This window comes from Microbacterium saccharophilum, from assembly GCF_007992455.1.
Classification (GTDB): Bacteria; Actinomycetota; Actinomycetes; order Actinomycetales; family Microbacteriaceae; genus Microbacterium; species Microbacterium saccharophilum.
Map to the genome: position 1 here is coordinate 1 of NZ_BKAH01000021.1, position 15558 is coordinate 15558.

The following is a 15558-nucleotide window of genomic DNA, read 5'->3' on the forward strand; positions in this document are numbered from 1 at the left end:
CCGGCCCCGCGAGCCCCTGGCTCGTCGGGGCCGGCGCCGTCGCGGCGCTCGGCGCCGGCGCTGCCGTCTGGGGCGTCGGGATCGAGCGGTACCTGTTCGCCGTCCGCCGGCACGAGCTGGCGCTGCTCCCCCGCGGCGCGGCGCCGCTGACCATCCTGCACCTCTCCGATGCGCACATGGCGCCCTGGCAGCGGTACAAGCAGAGCTGGATCGCGCGGATCGCCGACACGGTGCAGCCCGACCTCGTGATCAACACCGGCGACAACCTCGGCCATGAGCGGGGACTCGAGGGCATCCGGCGGGCGTTCGCGCCGCTGCGCGGCATCCCGGGCCTCTACGTGCACGGATCCAACGACCGCGTCGGCCCCTCCGCCCGCAACCCGCTGAAGTACTTCTCGGGGCCCTCGCGGCACGGACGGGCCGCGCCCGGCATCGACACCGCGACGATGGACGACTTCTTCACCCATGAGCTGGGCTGGACCGACCTCGACAACACCGCGGCCACGCGCGACGTCGGCGGACTGCGCGTCGACGCGTTCGGGATCGACGACGCGCATCGCGACTGGGACGACATCCCGGCATCCCTCGCCGCGCTGGAGCGGCTCCAGGATCGCGCCGCGGCGGACCTGACGATCGGCGTGACGCACGCCCCCTACCGCCGCGTCCTGGACCGCTTCACCGACGCGGGGGCGGACATCCTCTTCGCGGGGCACACGCACGGGGGCCAGGTCCGCATCCCGTTCTCGCCGGAGGCGCTCGTCGCGAACTGCGACATCCCCCTCGATCAGGCCCGCGGACTGAGCTCCTGGACCCACGCGCAGCGGACGATCCCGCTGAACGTGAGCGCGGGCCTCGGACACTCGATCTACGCCCCCGTGCGTTTCGGGTGCCGTCCCGAGGTCTCCGTCCTCACCCTCCGGCCCATCGGGTGAGCCGATTCGTCCCGAGCGCCCGAACAGGGTAGACTCGGGGGGTTGCCACGGGGTGTGGCGCAGCTTGGTAGCGCGCGTCGTTCGGGACGACGAGGCCGCAGGTTCAAATCCTGTCACCCCGACAACGGAGAGGCTCCGTCCCCGGTCTGCGAAGACCGGGGACGGGGCCTTTCGCATCGTCGCAGACCGGAACCCGATCAGGAGCAGCAATGACCACTCCCCGCCTCGTAGCCTTCGATCTGGACGACACGCTCGCCCCCTCCAAGAGCGCCATCGCGCCGCGCATGGGCGAACTGCTGATCGCGCTGGCCGAGCGGGTCGAGGTCGCGATCATCTCCGGCGGCCAGCTCGCGCAGTTCCAGAAGCAGGTCGTGGATCGCCTGCCGGCGGCGGGCACCGCCGTCCTCCACCACATCCACCTGCTGCCGACCTGCGGGACGCAGTACTACCGGATCACCGGCGACGGCGTGGAGACCGTCTACGCGCACGCGCTCACCGACGACGAGAAGACCCGCGCCCTGACCGCCGTCGAGGAGGAGGCGCGCCGCCTCGGACTCTGGGAGTCGGAGACGTGGGGCGACATCCTCGAGGACCGCGGCTCGCAGATCACGTTCTCCGCGCTCGGCCAAAGCGCTCCCGTCGACGCGAAGATGGCCTGGGACCCGACGGGCGAGAAGAAGAACACCCTGCGCGAGGCCGTGCAGGCCCGCATCCCCGACCTGGAGGTGCGCTCCGGCGGATCCACCTCGGTGGACATCACCCAGCACGGCATCGACAAGGCGTACGGCATGCGGCAGCTCGCCGACCAGACCGGCATCGCCCTCGACGACATGCTCTTCGTCGGCGACCGCCTCGACGAGAACGGCAACGACTACCCCGTCCTCGCGATGGGCGTCACCTGCCACGCGGTCGCCGGGTGGGAGGACACGATCTCCTACCTCGAGGAGCTCGTGCCCACCCTCCCGGTGCGCTGAGCGTCAGCCCTTCGCGGCGACCTGGCGCGGCCGGGCGGCGCGCGCGGCCGGGACCGCCACAGGACTGAGCCGCTGCAGCTGCGTCACATGGCGCGGTTCGAGCTCCTCGAGGCTCGAGACGCCGAGCAGCTTCATGGTGCGCTCGATCTCGCTGCGCAGGATGGCGATCGTGCGGTCGACGCCGCGGCGCCCGCCGGCCATCAGGCCATAGAGGTACGCGCGCCCGATGAGCGTGAACTTCGCGCCGAGCGCGACGGATGCCACGATGTCGGCGCCGTTCATGATGCCGGTGTCGATCATGACGGTGGCGTCCTTGCCGACCTCCCGCACGACGTGCGGGAGGAGGTGGAACGGGATCGGCGCGCGGTCCAGCTGCCGGCCGCCGTGGTTGGACAGGATGATGCCGTCCACACCGAGGTCGACGAGGCGCTTGCTGTCCGCGATGTTCTGCACACCCTTGACGACGATCTTCCCGGGCCAGAGGCTGCGGATGACCTCGAGGTCGTCGTAGCCGATGGTCGGGTCCATCGCGGCGTCCAGCAGCTCGCCGACCGTGCCGCCGGTCGTGGTGAGGGACGCGAACTCCAGCTTCGGCGTCGTGAGGAAGTCGATCCACCACCACGGGCGCGGGATGGCGTTGACGATCGTGCCGACCGTCAGCTGCGGCGGAATGGAGAACCCGTTGCGCTTGTCGCGCAGCCGGGCGCCGGCGACGGGGGTGTCGACAGTGAACATGAGCGTGTCGAAGCCGGCCTCGGCGGCGCGCTTCACGAGCCCGTAGGAGATCTCCCGATCGCGCATGACGTACAGCTGGAACCAGTTGCGGCCGTGCGGGTTGGCGGCGCGGACGTTCTCGATCGACGTGGTCCCGAGCGTGGAGAGCGTGAACGGGATGCCGGCGGCCGCGGCGGCGCCCGCTCCGGCGATCTCGCCCTCGGTCTGCATGAGACGCGTGAAGCCGGTCGGCGCGATGCCGAACGGCAGCGCCGAGCGGCCGCCCAGGATCTCCGTGGACATGTCGACGCTCGCGGCGGGTCGCAGGATGTCGGGGTGGAACTCGATGTCCTCGAAGGCCTGCCGGGCCCGCGCGAGCGACAGCTCGCCCTCGGCGGCGCCGTCGGTGTAGTCGAACGCGGCCTTCGGGGTGCGGCGCTTCGCGATCGTGCGGAGATCGGCGATCGTGAGCGCGCCCTCCAGGCGGCGCTTCGTGCCGTCGAGCTCGGGCTTCTTGAACTGCATGAGCTCGAGGAGCTCGCCGACCTTGGGCAGCTGGCGCTGAACCATGGTGATCCTTCCGTAAGGGGTCACTCGGCCGAGAGACCGGTGGCCGCGTAATAGCCGGTGATGTGGGCGCGGACACGCTCGCGGGCGGTGTCGGGCTCCCCCGCCGTGATCGCCTCGATGATGCCGTGGTGCTCGTGGACGAGGCGCGCCGCGGTGGCGTCCCAGTCGGTCAGGCGCTGCGACCCGGTCAGCACGTACCCCTCGATCGCGGTGCGGAGACCGCCCATCGTCGCCGCGACGATCTGGTTGCCGGTGGCATCGGCCAGGCGCACATGGAACTGGGAATCGAGGGCGAGGAACTCCTCCGTCGTGACGCCGTCCTCGCTCATGGCCTGCAGGGTGGCGAGCGCCTCGGCGAGCTCGGGCTCGTCGGTCTCGGCGAGACGCCCGACGGTCCAGTCCTCGAGCAGGAGACGGGTCTCCACGACATCGCCGATGGGGAAGCCCTGCGCGGCGACCTGGAGCCGCAGGAACTGCGAGAGCCCGCCGAGCGGTGTCGCCACGATGATGGCGCCCGACGTAGGCCCCGATCCCGTCCCGGTGCGGATGAGGCCCATGACCTCCAGGACGCGCAGCGCCTCGCGGACGCTCGAGCGCCCGACGCCGAGCGTCGTGGCGAGTTCGCGTTCGGGCTGCAGCCGGTCGCCCGGCCCGAGCTTCCCCTCGAGGAGGTCGTTCTCGATCTTCTCGAGCACGACACGCCAGGCCCGTGCGGTGGTCTGCGGTGACATGCGCTTCCCTTCGTCTGCTGTCGGACCACACTAGTCGCCATGGTCTGACCTTGCAAACGGCTGAAGGATGGCTACCGGAGGCGTCCGCCCGATTCGCTCAGGTAGCAGTCCGCGCACATCGACTCGTAGGTGACGCGGTCGGGGCTCAGCTCGTCGATCGCGACCTGGTCGCCGTCGAAGACGAAACGGCCCCCGACGAGCCGGGCGTTGAAGAGCGCCTTGCTGCCGCAGCGGCAGATGGTCTTGAGCTCCTCCAGACTGTGCGCGATCTCGAGCAGTCGCGCGGAACCGGGGAAGGCGCTGGTCTGGAAATCGGTGCGGATGCCGTAGGCGATGACCGGGATGCCGTCGTTCACGGCGATGCGCAGCAGATCGTCGACCTGCGCAGGCATCAGGAACTGCGCCTCGTCGATGAGGAGGCACGCGACGTCGGGACGTGAGCCGCTGGGCACCGGATCGGGGATGAGCGCACTGTCGGACTCCCGGCGGACACGGGCACGATGCGTCGTGAACAGCGCGCGGAGGTCGGCTTCCGGGGCCACGAGGAAGTCGACGGTGCGTTCGACGCCCAGGCGGCTCGCGATCTTGTCGGCGCCCTTGGTGTCGATCTCGGGCTTGGCCAGCAGCACCCGCTGGCCGCGTTCCTCGTAGTTGTAGGCCGCCTGCAGCAGGGCCGTGGACTTCCCGGAGTTCATCGCGCCGTAGCGGAAGTACAGTTTGGCCACCGATCGATTCTAGGGCCCCTCAGGGCCGCTCCCACCCCTCGATCCCGCCGGGGACCTCGACGAACGACGGCGCCGGCGCGGCGACCTCCGGCAGCCGGGGCAGCCAGAGCGGCGCGCGCTCGGCCACCTTGCGGCGCAGGTGCGCCAGCTCGTACCCCAGCTGCCCGGAGGTGACAGGGATACCGGGACAGCCGGCATCCGGTCGCGCGATGCGCGTGCTGTCGAAGCGGTACCCCCGCGCGGTCGCCTCCGCCTGCAGCGCCTGCAGGAAGTGCCCGATGGCGGCCGGCGGATCCTCGACCTGCTGGAAGCGCTGGAGCTGCGGATGGCGGGTATACCCCTTCGTCCCGCCGGCGAGCACCTTCTGCGCGAGCAGCCCCTCCCGCCAGCACGCCACGAGCGCGGCGCGGTCGAGGATCGACGGGTGCAGCGACCAGAGTCTCATTCGCGCGTCAGCGGCCGCCGATGCCGCCGCCGCCTCCCCCGCCGCCGGAGAACCCGCCCCCGAAGGACCCGCCGGACGAGGACCATCCGCTGCTCGACGAACTCCACGACGACCCGGATCCGCTCGAGGTCGACACCGGCGTCGCGGCGAGGCGTCCCACCGAGGACGACGCGTCGGCGAGGGAGCGCGACGAGAGCGCATCGAAGAGACCTGCTCGCGCCTCGAGCCGGTCAGTGGGCAGCTGCGCACGGATGACGGCCGCCCACTCCTCCTCCATCCCGAACAGGACGGCATAGGGCAGCAGGCGCTCGTAGACGTTGACCACCGTGCCCGGTGCCTCGTCGCCGAAAGAGCGCCGGCCGGAGGAGACGAGGTCGGCGGTGCGCGGCGTCTGCGCGGCGCGCAGGCGGTCCTCCTCGGCGAGGCGCAGGTACTCGCGGATCCCGTCGAGCTCGTGCGCATGCATGCCCCCGGCGACCGTCAGCACCGTCGCCGGCATCGGCACCGCGAACGAGGCGATGAAGGCGAGGACGCAGGCCAGGAACGCCGCGGCGAGGACGGGGAACGGGATGACGTCGACGTCGGCCGCGCCGAAAAGCAGCAACGCGCCCAGGACCACGGCGCCGACGCCGATCCCCCACCGCAGGCCCTCCACCCACCGGGGCCGGGCCGTGCGGTACCCGCGCTGGATCGTGAACTCGTCGATGCGGCGCACATACGTGACCGCCCGCTTGGGCGCGGCGCTCGCGAACGTCTGCAGGGCGATGCGGGAGCCGGGCTTCGACTTCCGCCCGAACAGCGTCTGCACGACCCGCTTGTCGTCGTGGTCGAGACCGCTGACGTCCGTGAGGACGAGGTCGAAGTCCTCCGGGGCGTCGCGGTCGCCCGTGCCGTGGATCTCGAGCTTGTCCCGCACGGCGAGGTCGACGGTGTGGGCGGCCAGCGCCCGGGCGGGCACGTCCAGGACGCCGGCCGACAGGGTGAGCGACTCGTCCTCTGCGGGCCAGTACTGCACGAGGACGGGGTTGTCGTCGGGGTTCCGGCGCAGGCGTGCGCGGACGAGGAGGAGGAGCGGCAGCCCCAGCACGCCGACCGCGATGCCGAGCACGGGGACGATCCACTGCCACCACGGGTACGGCGGAGGCGGAGGCGGGCTGGCCGCCGCGAAGGCGCCGACGGTGAAGCCGAGCGCGACCGAGACGTTCTCGTCCGCGGCGAGCGGGCCCGCCTGCACCGTGAACGCGACGGCGCCGGCCGCGGACGCGCCGTGCCAGGCCGCCCAGGAGGCGGCGTCGTAGGACCAGTCACCGTCCGGCTCGGGACCCGCGAGCTCGCAGGCCTCCGTCGAGCCTTCCGGACCCTCGTAGCAGGAGGCGCTGCCGTCGAGGAGGTCGCGCGCGACCGTGCCCGTCAGGTGCACCGTGATGGCCACATCCGCGACGTCCTGCGCGTGATCGGTGCCGACGGTGTCCCAGTAGAACTCGTCCGCCCCCGTGTCGGGATACCGGATGACGACGTCGCTCATGGTGTAGCGGAAGGTGTAGCTGTTGCGGCCCTGCACGTAGTCGTCGTCGCCGGTGAGGACGTACACCCAGTCCTCGTCCTCCTCGGTCCACCACGGGACGGCGGCGCCCTCGGGTCCGGAGACCTCGAGCACCTGGGTGTCCAGGTCGATGCCGGACTGCCTCTTCGGCAGCGCGCGGACGAGGCCTTTGTTCTGGTCGGCATCCGGGAAGAGGGCGACCATCGTCTCCTCGACGTACAGCTGGGCTTTCCCGGTGGTGGCTCGACTCAGGTAGTAGTCGCCCGTGAACGACTCGAACTCGAAGTCGTCGACGTCGGCGTGCGCGGCGCCCGCGGGCACGAGGACGAACAGGAGCGCGACGACCGCCGCGAGGAGTGCCGGCATCCGTCGAGAGCGCATGACTCCCAGGCTAGACGGTGGACTCAGGCGTTGATCGCCAGTGCCTCCGCCGTCGCGGCGACCGACTGCCGGGCCTTCTCCGCGTCACCGTTGAGCGTTTCGCCGTAGCTCGGGATGAGCTCGGCGAGGGCCGGCCCCCACTCGGCGACGCGGTCCGGGAAGCAGGTCTTCAGGAGGCCGAGCATGATGGAGACGGCCGTCGAGGCACCCGGCGAGGCGCCGAGGAGACCGGACATGGTGCCGTCGGCGGAGGTGACGACCTCGGTGCCGAATTGGAGCACGCCGCCCTTCTCGGGGTCCTTCTTCATGACCTGCGCGCGCTGACCGGCCTGGATGAGCTCCCAGTCCTCGTCCTTCGCGGTCGGCATGAAGGTGCGGAGCGCGTCGACCTTCTTCTTGTGGTTCTTCAGCAGCTCGCTGACGAGGTAGGTGATGAGGCTCGGGTTGTCGAGGGCGACCTTGATCATGGGCCAGAGGTTGCCCGGGCGCACCTGCGCGACGATGTCGGTGAGCCGGCCGTGCTTGAGGAACTTGGGGCTGAAGGTCGCGAAGGGACCGAACAGGAGCGAGGACTCCCCGTCGACGACGCGGGTGTCCAGGTGCGGCACCGACATGGGCGGCGCGCCGACGGAGGCCTGCGAGTACACCTTGGCCTTGTGCTGCGCCACGACGGCCGGGTTCGTGGTCTTCAGGAACTGGCCGCCGATCGGGAAGACGCCGTAGCCCTTGATCTCCGGGATGCCGGAGCGCTGCAGCAGCTTGATGGCCCAGCCGCCCGCGCCGACGAAGACGAAGCGCGCGTTGAAGCTCCCCGGGGTCTTGCCGAGGGCGTTGCGGTAGGCGACCTTCCAGGTGCCGTCCTTCTGCTTCGTGAGGTTGCGCACCTCGCAGTTGGTGACGACGTCGACGCCCTGCTCCTGCAGGTGGTCGAAGAGCTGACGGGTCAGCGCCCCGAAGTCCACGTCTGTGCCGGCCGGCACGCGCGTCGCGGCGAAGGGCTCGTCGGTCTTGCGGCGCTTCTGCATGAGCAGCGGCGCCCACTGGTTGATGACCCGGGAGTCCTCGGAGTACTCGATGCCCTGGAACAGCGGCTGGGTCTTCAGCGCCTCGTAGCGCTTCTTGAGGTACGCGACGTCCTTCTCGCCCTGCACGAACGTCATGTGCGGGGTGGCGCTGATGAAGGTGGACGGCTCATCGAGGATGCCGCGCTCGATGAGCGAGGCCCACAGCTGACGGCTCTGCTGGAACTGCTCGTTGATCGCGACGGCCTTGGCGGGGTCGACGGAGCCGTCCTTGCCCTCGGGCATGTAGTTCAGCTCGCAGAGGGCCGCGTGGCCGGTGCCGGCGTTGTTCCAGGCGTTGGAGGATTCCTGCGCCACCTCGGAGAGGCGTTCGCAGACGACGATCTTCCAGTCCGGCTGCAGTTGCTTCAGCAGGGTTCCGAGGGTGGCGCTCATGATGCCACCGCCGATCAGGGCGACGTCGACTGTCTCACTCACAATGTTCCAGTCTAGGCGCCGATTCGGGGGCGGCCGACCGGAGCGCGGGTCGGCGGAGCGTCAAGGAACGCGCTTCTTGCCAGGGGGGCAAGGTCCGCGTCGGGCGTCCCGCCGAGCCTCGGGTCAGACCCCGGCGCCGAGACGGGCGGCGACGAGCTCGGCGATCTGCACGGCGTTCAGGGCCGCGCCCTTGCGCAGGTTGTCGTTGCTGAGGAACAGCACGAGGCCCTTGCCCTCGGGGGCGGACTGGTCGGCGCGGATGCGGCCGACGAAGCTCGGGTCCTTGCCGGCGGCCTGCAGCGGCGTCGGCACCTCCTCGAGGGTGACGCCGGGAGCGCCGGCGAGCAGCTCGCGGGCGCGCTCGGGGCTGATCTCACGCGCGAACTCGGCGTGGATCGACAGCGAGTGGCCGGTGAAGACGGGGACCCGCACGCACGTGCCGGCGACGCGGAGGTCGGGGAGCTCGAGGATCTTGCGGCTCTCGTTGCGGAGCTTCTTCTCCTCGTCGGTCTCGTTGAGGCCGTCCTCGATGAGGTTGCCGGCGAACGGGATGACGTCGAACGCGATCGGCGCGACGTACTTCTCGGGCTGCGGGAAGTCGACGGCAGAGCCGTCGTGCACGAGGCGGAGGGTGTCGCCCTGCGCGAGCACGCCCTCGACCTGGCCGAGGAGCTCCTGCGCGCCGGCGATGCCCGAGCCGGAGACGGCCTGGTAGGTGCTCACGATGAGGCGCTCGAGGCCCGCCTCGGCGTGGAGGGGCTTCAGGACCGGCATGGCGGCCATGGTCGTGCAGTTCGGGTTCGCGATGATGCCCTTGGGCAGGTCCAGGATCGCGTGCGGGTTGACCTCGCTCACGACCAGGGGAACCTCGGGGTCCATCCGCCACGCGCTGGAGTTGTCGATGACGACGGCGCCGGCCTCGGCGAAACGGGGCGCGTGCGCACGGGAGCCCGTCGCCCCCGCGGAGAACAGCGCGATGTCGATGCCTGCGGGGTCGGCGGTCGCGACATCCTCGATGATGACGGAGTGCCCGGCGAACTCGACGGCCGTGCCCGCGGAGCGGGCCGTGGCGAACAGGCGCAGCTCGCCGATCGGGAACGCGCGCTCGATGAGGATCTCCCGCATGACCGTCCCGACCTGGCCGGTGGCGCCGACGACGGCGACGGAGAGTCCGGAATCGGAGATACGGGTCATGGCGGTGTCCTTGCGGTGGAGCGGGGAGGGTGCCCGATCGGGCGTTCCCGCGATTCTACCGGCCGCCGGATGCCGGCATCCCCTCTGTTGCAGCCCGCGACTGCCGCATCCCGGCGCTTTCCTGCCGGTCCGGGCAGCGCCGCGGCTCAGGCGATCTGCCGGGCTCAGGCCGATCCGCGCGGAATCCGCCTGATCCGGGCTGATCGCCGGACTTCGGTGAGCGGGGTGCAGCGCCAGTCAGCGCGGCGCAGCGAGCCGGGCGCGCCGGCCCCGGACGGGGTCAGCGGCCGGTGCCGGCGTAGACGACGGCTTCGGTGTCGCCGTCCAGGCCGTACGCCGTGTGCACGACCCGCGCGGCCTCGGCGAGGTCATCGCCGCGGACGACGACGGAGATGCGGATCTCCGAGGTCGAGATCATCTCGATGTTGACGCCCGCCGTGGACAGCGCCTCGAAGAGGGTCGCCGAGACGCCGGAGTGCGTGCGCATCCCGGCCCCCACGACGGAGAGCTTGCCGATCTGGTCGTCGTGCACGAGGCTCTCGAACCCGACGTCGGCCTGCTCGCCGGCGAGGGCCCGGAGCGCTGTGGCGGCGTCGGCCTTGGGCAGCGTGAAGGAGATGTCGGTGCGGCCGGTGGCGGCGGCGGAGACGTTCTGCACGATCATGTCCACGTTCGCGCCGGACTTGGCGACGACCGTGAAGATCTCGGCCGCCTTGCCGGGCACGTCCGGGACGCCGATGATCGTGATCTTGGCCTGGCTGAGGTCGGTGGCGACACCGGCGACGATCGGCTCTTCCATGGTCGATTCCTCTCCGAGGTCCGGCGCCGTCATCCCGGGTCCGAGCACGTACGTGCCCTGCCCCGAGCTGAAGGTCGACCGGGCGTTGATCATGACACCGTGCCGGCGGGCGTATTCGACCGCACGGATGTACAGGACTTTGGCGCCGTTGGCGGCGAGTTCGAGCATCTCCTCGGCGGAGATGACGTCGAGCTTGCGGGCCCTCGGCACGACGCGGGGGTCGGCGGTGTAGATGCCGTCGACGTCGCTGTAGATCTCGCACACGTCCGCCTTGAGTGCGGCGGCGAGGGCGACGGCGGTCGTGTCCGACCCGCCGCGGCCGAGGGTGGTGATGTCGCGGGTGTCGCGGTTGAAGCCCTGGAACCCGGCGACGATGACGATGGCGCCCTCATCGAGCGCCTCGCGGAGGCGGACGGGGGTGACGTCGACGATGCGCGCCGCGCCGTGCGTGGCATCCGTGATCATGCCGGCCTGGCTGCCGGTGAAGGAGCGCGCCTCGAAGCCCATCGAGTGGATGGCCATGGCCAGGAGCGCCATCGAGATCCGCTCGCCGCTGGAGAGCAGCATGTCGAGCTCGCGCGGCGCGGGGATGGGGGCGACCCGGGCGGCGAGGTCGAGCAGCTCGTCGGTGGTGTCGCCCATCGCGCTGACGGCCACGACGACGTCGTGCCCTGCGCGACGCGTGTCGACGATGCGCTTCGCGACGCGTTTGATGCTCTCGGCGTCGGCGACCGACGACCCGCCGTATTTCTGGACGATCAGCGCCACGTGTGCGACTCCCGGATGATGGCCGGCACGCTGAGGCCGGCGGGCGGGCGGATGCCGCACCCGAAGGACCATTCTACGGAGCCGCGGATTCCGGCGATGCCATGTGTCAGGATCCGGCACTCGGCGTACCGTGGAGGTATGAGCACCCACGTCGACGAGATCTGGAACCGAGCGCTCGACCTCGACTCCCCCGCCGCGGCGACGCACCCGGGCGATGCCGCGCTGCTGACGGTCCTCACCTTCCACGGCCTCGTGATGGACGGCGGGCTGCTGAACGCGGTGGAGCTGCACATGAACGACGACGTCTACCCCGTGGATGCCGTCGTGGACGCCTACCGCTTCTTCGGGCTGGAGGACGCCGGCGGCGCCATCGACAACGCCGTGCTCGAGCTGCGCGAGCGGGCGAGCGACGAGGACGGCGAGGACGACGAGGACGCCGCCGAGGAGCGCATCGACGCGACGTACACGCTCGACGACACCGACGTGGAGGACGCGCTCCGCGTCGTCCTCACGAACGACCCGGACGCGTTCGCGCCGCTCGGCTGAACGGAGCGGCCGGCCGGGTGGGCGCCGACCGGTCAGACCGCGGGCGGCAGTTCCGGGGGTCGGCGCGGCCGGAGTCGGCCGCCGGTCGCGGCGAGCCAGCATCCGGCGATCACGAGCGGGAGGCCGAGGAGCAGGCCGGTCGTGAGGTGCTCGCCGAGGAGGAGCACGCCCAGCAGGATTGCGACGATCGGGTTCACGTAGGTGAACAGCGGCGCGCGCACGGGACCGACCTCGGCGATGAGGGCGAAGAAGGCGACGAAGGCGACGGCGGTGCAGAGCACGCCGAGGGCGACGAGCGACAGACCGCTGCGCAGCGTCGGCGGCTCCTGCGGCGTGAGCAGCGCGATGGGGAGGTAGGCGATCCCGACGGCGAGGAGCGAGACCGTGATGCTGCCGAGGGAGGGGACGCCGGCGAGCTTCGTCGCGATGATGAACGGCGCGATGGCGTAGAGGAGCGCGACGAGCAGCACCTCCCCGACGGCGAGAAGCGCGGCCGGGTCGCCGCCCACGGCGAGCCCCGGCCCGGAGACGATGACGGCGACGCCGGCGAATCCGGCGAGGAGGCCGATCGCGCGAAGGGGCGAGAGCGCGGTGCGGTCGCCGCGGAGGAGCGCGATGATGGCGGCGAAGAGCGGGACGGTCGCCACGAGCAGCCCCGTCGTCCCGGACGGGAGGGTCTGCTCGGCGTGGCCGAGGAGGACGAAGGGGCCGGCCATCTCGATGGCGCCGAAGGCCAGCACCCACGGCCAGAGCCGGAGCGCGGGCCGGAGCGCGCGGCGGTGCAGCGCGATGGGCAGCAGGATGAGTCCGCCCAGGAGCGTCCGCCCCGCGACGACGGCGGCGGGCGAGAACGTCTCGACGGACTCCTTGATCAGCAGGTACGGCACGCCCCAGAGCAGGGCCATGGCGCCGTAGAGCAGCCAGCCCCGTCCGGAGACGGTCGTACCGGGCATCAGACGGCGCGCATCAGACGTTGCGGCGTCCCTCGAACGCGCGGCCGAGGGTGACCTCGTCGGCGTACTCCAGGTCGCCGCCGACCGGCAGCCCCGACGCGAGGCGGGTGACCTTGATCTCAAGGGTGTGCAGCAGACGGCTGAGATAGGTGGCCGTCGCCTCCCCTTCGAGGTTGGGGTTGGTGGCGAGGATGACCTCCTGCACGCGGCCGTCGGCGAGGCGCTGCATCAGCTGGGTGATGCGCAGGTCGTCGGGACCGATGCCGGCGATCGGGCTGATCGCGCCGCCGAGCACGTGGTAGAGACCGCGGAACTCGCGGGTCCGCTCGATCGCCGAGACATCCTTGGCGTCTTCGACGACGCAGATGAGCGTGTCGTCGCGGCGCGGGTCGCGGCAGATGCCACAGCGGTCCTGCTCGGAGACGTTCCCGCAGATCTCGCAGAACCGCACGCGTTCGCGCAGCTCGCCGAGCAGCGTCGCGAGCCGGGAGACGTCGAACGTCGGCGTCTGCAGGATGTGGAAGGTGATGCGCTGCGCCGACTTCGGGCCGACGCCGGGGAGGCGCCCGAACTCGTCGATCAGGTCTTGGACGATGCCGTCGTACATGGGCTAGCTGAACCTCGTCGTCGGCGCGGTGTAGGGCTCCTCGCGGACGAAGGTCGCCCCGAGCACCTGCCGGACCACGGCCTCGCCGACGCGTTCGATGCCGCCGCGGCGGGGCGCGCGGGCGGGCGGGCGCTCGGCGGCGGGGCGTTCGACGGCGACCGGGGCGCGCGCGGGGATGGGCGCGTCGTCGTCCGGGGGCGGCGGGACGTCCTCCTCGTCGTCCGGCGCCTCGTCGGGGAGCGGGATGATGTCGCCCTCGCGCGGCAGGGTGAGCGTGCGGACGGGGGCGGACTCGGCCTCCTCCGGCTCGTCGTCGACGGCGAGCGGGGCAGCCGCCGCCCGCGCTGCGTCGGCCGTGAAGGATGCCGCGGGCGCGTCGTCGGAGGTCGGGATCGGCGCGACGGCCCACTCGGTGACCGGTGCCGCGGCGGCCGCGGACGGCGCCGGAGCGGCGGAGCGGGGCGAGGCCGCGGGTGCGGCGGACGGACGGGACGCTGCGCCCGGGCGCGGTCCGGTGCCTCCGGCGGGCGCGGCGGGACCGGAGCCGCCGCCGGAGCCGCCGCCCGGGCCGCCGGACGGCGGCGGGGTCGGGTCGGAGTCGTGCTTGGCGACGTACTTGACGCGGACGCCGAGGACGGAGTGGATCGCGCCGCGCAGGTCTTCGCTCGGCCCTTGACCGGCATTGAGCTTCTTGAACGCCGTGACGTCGGCCTGGCTCTGGAACGACAGCGTCAGCACCCCGGCGTCGGAGTAGGCGACGGGGCGCGCAGCGGTCGCGATCATCCACGAGGAGCGGCTGACAGGCTCCAGGCGGTTCAGGATCTCCGGCCACGCGTCGCGGATCTGCTCGAACGTGATGGGTCCGGTCGGGACCGGGGCGGGTGCGGGCTCGGCGGGTGCCTCCGCGGCCGGGATGGCGGTCGCCGCACCCGAGGCCCCGATCCCCGGTGCGCCGGAACCGGCAGCGACGGGCGCCGGAGTCTCCGGTGTGTGCGCAGCGGGGGCGCGTGGCGGCGATGTCGGGGCGGACACGGCCGCGGCAGGCGCCGGCGCAGCGACCGGCGCCGCGCCCTCACCTCCGGCGAGCACGCGCGCCACGAGCAGCTCGAGCTGCAGCCGCGGCGACGTGGCCCCGGTCATGTCGTCGAGCGTCGCGACGACGAGGTCGGCGATGCGGGACAGCCGGTCGGTGCCGAACGCGGCCGCCTGACGGCCCATGCGGTCGAGCTCGTCCGCCGTGATGCCGCGGAACACGGCGGCGGCGCCGGCGCCGGTCGCCGAGACGATGATGAGGTCGCGGAGCCGCTCCAGCAGGTCGTCGACGAAGCGGCGCGGATCCTGCCCGGTCTGCACGACGCGGTCCACGGCGGAGAACGCGGCGGCCGCGTCGTGGGCGCCGAACGCATCGACGACCTCGTCGAGGAGCTCGGCATGCGTGTAGCCGAGGAGGGCGACGGCGCGCTCGTACTTGACGGCGCCGTCCTCCGATCCGGCGATCAGCTGGTCCAGGAGCGACAGCGTGTCGCGGGGCGACCCGCCGCCCGCGCGCACGACGAGCGGCAGGACGCCGGGCTCGACCTGCACGTTCTCGGTGCGGCAGAGCTGCTCGACGTACTCGAGCATGGGGCCCGGCGCGACGAGGCGGAACGGGTAGTGGTGGGTGCGGGAGCGGATGGTCCCGATGACCTTCTCGGGCTCGGTCGTCGCGAAGATGAACTTGACGTGGTCCGGCGGCTCCTCGACGAGCTTCAGCAGCGCGTTGAAGCCCTGAGCCGTGACCATGTGCGCCTCGTCGAGGATGAAGATCTTGAACCGGTCGCGGGCGGGGGCGAAGATCGCGCGCTCGCGGAGATCACGTGCGTCGTCGACGCCGTTGTGCGACGCGGCGTCGATCTCCACGACATCCAGCGATCCCCCGCCGCCGCGGCTGAGCTCGACGCAGCTGTCGCAGGTGCCGCACGGGGTGTCGGTCGGCCCGGCGGCGCAGTTCAGGCACCGCGCGAGGATGCGCGCCGAAGTCGTCTTGCCGCAGCCGCGCGGGCCGGAGAAGAGGTAGGCGTGCCCGACCCGGTCGCCGCGCAGCGCGGTCATGAGCGGCTCGGTCACCTGCGACTGCCCGATCATCTCGCCGAACGTCTCGGGACGATAGCGGCGGTACAGGGCGGTGGTCACGACAC

14 protein-coding genes and 1 tRNA gene are annotated in these 15558 nt (G+C 71.7%); 4 read left to right on the forward strand and 11 right to left on the reverse strand.

The genetic code is table 11. The annotated features are described in order from the left end of the window. The 3 genes from MSA03_RS13750 to MSA03_RS13760 all read left to right on the forward strand — a co-directional run. A partial coding sequence (locus MSA03_RS13750) for a metallophosphoesterase (protein WP_244946444.1) occupies positions 1–932 on the forward strand: 932 nt, incomplete at its 5' end. Between the two features lie 48 nt (positions 933–980). Next, positions 981–1054, forward strand: a tRNA-Pro gene (locus MSA03_RS13755). A gap of 87 nt (positions 1055–1141) precedes the next feature. Further along, positions 1142–1906 (forward strand): HAD-IIB family hydrolase, encoded by a 765-nt coding sequence (locus MSA03_RS13760; protein WP_147051451.1) that lies wholly within the window; start codon positions 1142–1144, stop codon positions 1904–1906. Between the two features lie 3 nt (positions 1907–1909). Here the strand turns inward: MSA03_RS13760 and MSA03_RS13765 are convergent, their stop codons facing one another. The 8 genes from MSA03_RS13765 to MSA03_RS13800 form a co-directional block, all read right to left on the reverse strand. After that, positions 1910–3190, reverse strand: a complete 1281-nt coding sequence (locus tag MSA03_RS13765) for an alpha-hydroxy acid oxidase (RefSeq protein ID WP_147051452.1) — start codon at positions 3188–3190, stop codon at positions 1910–1912. Between the two features lie 20 nt (positions 3191–3210). Beyond that, entirely contained in the window at positions 3211–3921 is a 711-nt protein-coding gene (locus tag MSA03_RS13770; RefSeq protein WP_036272121.1) for a FadR/GntR family transcriptional regulator, read from the reverse strand. 71 nt (positions 3922–3992) lie between these two features. Continuing rightward, a complete protein-coding gene (locus MSA03_RS13775) occupies positions 3993–4646 on the reverse strand; it encodes a thymidine kinase (RefSeq protein ID WP_147051453.1) in 654 nt (217 codons plus the stop codon). Positions 4647–4665: 19 nt separating this feature from the next. Continuing rightward, positions 4666–5091, reverse strand: coding sequence for a pyrimidine dimer DNA glycosylase/endonuclease V (locus MSA03_RS13780; protein ID WP_147051454.1), 426 nt, complete (start codon positions 5089–5091; stop codon positions 4666–4668). Positions 5092–5098: 7 nt separating this feature from the next. Next, positions 5099–7015, reverse strand: a complete 1917-nt coding sequence (locus MSA03_RS13785; RefSeq protein ID WP_147051455.1) for a DUF2207 family protein — start codon at positions 7013–7015, stop codon at positions 5099–5101. 23 nt (positions 7016–7038) lie between these two features. Further along, positions 7039–8514: a malate:quinone oxidoreductase gene (locus MSA03_RS13790; RefSeq protein ID WP_147051456.1), complete on the reverse strand. Its 1476-nt coding sequence runs from the start codon at positions 8512–8514 to the stop codon at positions 7039–7041. Positions 8515–8637: 123 nt separating this feature from the next. Further along, positions 8638–9708, reverse strand: coding sequence for an aspartate-semialdehyde dehydrogenase (locus MSA03_RS13795; protein ID WP_147051457.1), 1071 nt, complete (start codon positions 9706–9708; stop codon positions 8638–8640). 280 nt (positions 9709–9988) lie between these two features. Next, entirely contained in the window at positions 9989–11275 is a 1287-nt protein-coding gene (locus MSA03_RS13800) for an aspartate kinase (protein ID WP_147051458.1), read from the reverse strand. Positions 11276–11413: 138 nt separating this feature from the next. On the opposite strand from MSA03_RS13800, the gene MSA03_RS13805 reads away from it, so the two are divergent. Then, on the forward strand, positions 11414–11821 hold the full coding sequence (locus MSA03_RS13805; protein ID WP_028494932.1) for a hypothetical protein: 408 nt from the start codon (positions 11414–11416) through the stop codon (positions 11819–11821). A gap of 32 nt (positions 11822–11853) precedes the next feature. Here MSA03_RS13805 and MSA03_RS13810 read toward each other — a convergent pair whose 3' ends face one another. The 3 genes from MSA03_RS13810 to MSA03_RS13820 are packed head-to-tail and all read right to left on the reverse strand — an operon-like array spanning position 11854 to position 15553. Continuing rightward, positions 11854–12774 (reverse strand): DMT family transporter, encoded by a 921-nt coding sequence (locus tag MSA03_RS13810; protein ID WP_147051459.1) that lies wholly within the window; start codon positions 12772–12774, stop codon positions 11854–11856. A gap of 13 nt (positions 12775–12787) precedes the next feature. Next, entirely contained in the window at positions 12788–13381 is a 594-nt protein-coding gene (recR, locus tag MSA03_RS13815) for a recombination mediator RecR (protein WP_147051460.1), read from the reverse strand. Between the two features lie 3 nt (positions 13382–13384). Next, positions 13385–15553 (reverse strand): DNA polymerase III subunit gamma and tau, encoded by a 2169-nt coding sequence (locus MSA03_RS13820; protein WP_147051461.1) that lies wholly within the window; start codon positions 15551–15553, stop codon positions 13385–13387. Between the last annotated feature and the right edge of the window lie 5 nt (positions 15554–15558).

Excerpts from the sequence above, each read along its gene's own strand:
- recR (WP_147051460.1), bottom strand. The coding sequence starts at position 13,381 with ATGTACGACGGCATCGTCCAAGACCTGATCGACGAGTTCGGGCGCCTC.
- MSA03_RS13795 (WP_147051457.1), bottom strand. The coding sequence starts at position 9,708 with ATGACCCGTATCTCCGATTCCGGACTCTCCGTCGCCGTCGTCGGCGCC.
- MSA03_RS13810 (WP_147051459.1), bottom strand. The coding sequence starts at position 12,774 with ATGCCCGGTACGACCGTCTCCGGACGGGGCTGGCTGCTCTACGGCGCC.
- MSA03_RS13770 (WP_036272121.1), bottom strand. The coding sequence starts at position 3,921 with ATGTCACCGCAGACCACCGCACGGGCCTGGCGTGTCGTGCTCGAGAAG.
- MSA03_RS13805 (WP_028494932.1), top strand. The coding sequence starts at position 11,414 with ATGAGCACCCACGTCGACGAGATCTGGAACCGAGCGCTCGACCTCGAC.
- MSA03_RS13785 (WP_147051455.1), bottom strand. The coding sequence starts at position 7,015 with ATGCGCTCTCGACGGATGCCGGCACTCCTCGCGGCGGTCGTCGCGCTC.
- MSA03_RS13765 (WP_147051452.1), bottom strand. The coding sequence starts at position 3,190 with ATGGTTCAGCGCCAGCTGCCCAAGGTCGGCGAGCTCCTCGAGCTCATG.
- MSA03_RS13780 (WP_147051454.1), bottom strand. The coding sequence starts at position 5,091 with ATGAGACTCTGGTCGCTGCACCCGTCGATCCTCGACCGCGCCGCGCTC.
- MSA03_RS13760 (WP_147051451.1), top strand. The coding sequence starts at position 1,142 with ATGACCACTCCCCGCCTCGTAGCCTTCGATCTGGACGACACGCTCGCC.